Origin of the sequence: Dietzia sp. DQ11-38-2 (genome assembly GCF_014145055.1) — a bacterium.
Lineage (GTDB): Bacteria > Actinomycetota > Actinomycetes > Mycobacteriales > Mycobacteriaceae > Dietzia.
In genome coordinates this window covers 1-2,155 of sequence record NZ_JAALDW010000331.1, presented here as the reverse complement: position 1 = coordinate 2,155, position 2,155 = coordinate 1, and the positions used below count along the sequence as shown (strand labels likewise).

Here is a 2,155-nt window from a genome sequence, read left to right as displayed (position 1 = left end):
AGCGGGAATGCCTCGGTGTAGCCGTTGCCGCCCAGGCATTCCAGCGACTCGTAGGCGTGGTTGGGTCCGCGCTTGCACGTCCAGTACTTTGCGACCGCGGTGGCGAGCCGCCGGTACGCGGCGGACTCGTCGTCGTCATAGGCCGCTGCCAGGCGGGTCGCAGTCCAGGTGGCGGCCTCCGCTTCGAGCTGGAGGTCCGCCAGGACGGCGGCCATGGCCGGCTGGTCCACCAGGGTCGCGCCGAACGCGGCTCTGTGTCGGGCGTGCCATGCGGCCTCGGCCACGCCCTGACGCATGCCCGCGGTCGACCCCAGGACGCAGTCCAGTCTAGTGCGGCCGACCATCTCGATGATCGTGCGCACCCCGCGGCCGGGCTCGCCGACCATCCAGCCCAGGGTGCCGTCGAACTCCACCTCGGACGAGGCGTTGGATTTGTTGCCCAGCTTGTCCTTGAGGCGCTGGACCAGGAAGGGGTTGCGTTCGCCGCCGGGGAGGACGCGGGGGACGAGGAAGCAGCTCAGACCCTCCGGCGCCTGCGCCAGCACCAGGAAGGCGTCCGACTGCGGGGCCGAGCAGAACCACTTGTGGCCGCGCAGCACGTGCAGGCCGTCCCCGACCGGGGTGGCAGTGGTGGTGTTGGCCCGGACATCCGAACCGCCCTGCTTCTCGGTCATCGCCATACCGAACAGGACTCCCGACTTGGTCGCCGGATCGCGCAATTCGGGGTCGTAGACGGTGGACAGGAGCGCCGGTTCCCATTCCGCGGCCAACCCGGGGTTGAGCCGGAGGGACGGCACCACTGCGTGAGTCATGGACAGGGGGCAGCCGTGGCCGGCCTCGATCTGCGAGACCAGCATGAACCCCGCCGCCCGCTCGACGTTCGCGCCCGGGCCGGGGTCGGCCCACGCCGAGGTGTGGAGGCCTCGGGACACCGAGTAGTCCATGATCCGGTGGTACGAGGGGTGGAACTCGATCTCGTCCACCCGGTTGCCCCACCGGTCGTGGGCGTGGTGCACCGGCGGCAGGGTGTTGGCCAGCTCCGCGTCGTGCTGGTACCGCCCGGTTCCCACGTGTCGGCCGATCTCGTGGAATCGGTCGGTAACCGCGCCGGGCGCGAAGACTCCCACGGCCTCCCGGAGGGCGGGGTTGAGCGCGAACTCGTCCACGTCCACGCGCGGCGGCGCCTGGTTGAGGACCTCGTGGGTGGTGTGGTTGCGAGTGGTCGACATGTGCTGGGTCCTCCTCCGGCCCGCGGTACTCAGGACTTGAAATACATGAGTTGGTTGCTCGTGGCGAGCAGCCTGCCATCCCGGCTCCACAGCCGCGCCGACTCGTCGTGGTAGTTGCCGTGGAACCGGTGGGCGTGGACGCTGCCCAGGATGAAGTCCGTGCCCTGGGCCGCGATCTCGTCCGGGGTGGCCAGATAGTGGATCGTCAGCGTGACCGTGCCCGCGGGGACGGGCCGGCCGAGTCGGAGGAACGACCTCGGGAAGAACGAGTCGCACATCGCGGTGAGCGCGACGTGGTCGAGGGGGCGGGACGGCGAATCCCGGATCCACATCGTGGTGGTCGACTCCGGGGTCGCGTCCCCGTTCTCGACCGACTGCCACGGCCCCGTGACGAACCGCATGTCGTAGTTGTCCACCCACCTGACCCCGCGGTCCGCCGCGGCCGGGGTCAGGTCCTCCGGCACCGGGACCATCGGCGCCGTGGCCTCGGTCTCCGACCAGGTCTCCCGGCGCAGTGCGGTGATCGCGGTGGCGGTGGTGACCACCTGGTCGCCCTGGCGCATCTCGAGCCACCAGTGCTGGTTGGACCGGTTCGTCCGGGTGGGCCTGGCCTCGATCTCGAACTCCCCCTCGGCGACCGGGCCCGCGTAGTTCACCGTCAGGGCGAGCGGGTCGCCGTGCCGCGCCGGGTGCTGCAGGACCGCCTGCAGCATGGTCGCCGCGGTCGTCCCACCGAACGGCCCGACCATGTTGGCCCATGCGTCGACGGTGCGGCCCCGGACCAGGTCGTCGTGGACGCGTCGGAGCGCGACGGCCCGGTCCAGCGCGTGTGAGGGGGAGTCCTGATCGGTCACGGCACTCTCCTGATCGGGCGGCGTGGGAGGTCACCACCGAGTGCTCCCACCGTACCGAGCGGGCTCAGGGTC

At 70.8% G+C, this 2,155-nt stretch carries 2 protein-coding genes; both read right to left on the bottom strand.

Annotated features, from left to right (window positions below; all coding sequences use genetic code 11):
* A partial coding sequence (locus G6026_RS11530) for an acyl-CoA dehydrogenase family protein (protein WP_182613257.1) occupies positions 1 to 1,229 on the bottom strand: 1,229 nt, incomplete at its 3' end.
* 29 nt (positions 1,230 to 1,258) lie between these two features.
* Positions 1,259 to 2,083: a thioesterase family protein gene (locus G6026_RS11525; protein WP_107757666.1), complete on the bottom strand. Its 825-nt coding sequence runs from the start codon at positions 2,081 to 2,083 to the stop codon at positions 1,259 to 1,261.
* Positions 2,084 to 2,155: the final 72 nt, after the last annotated feature.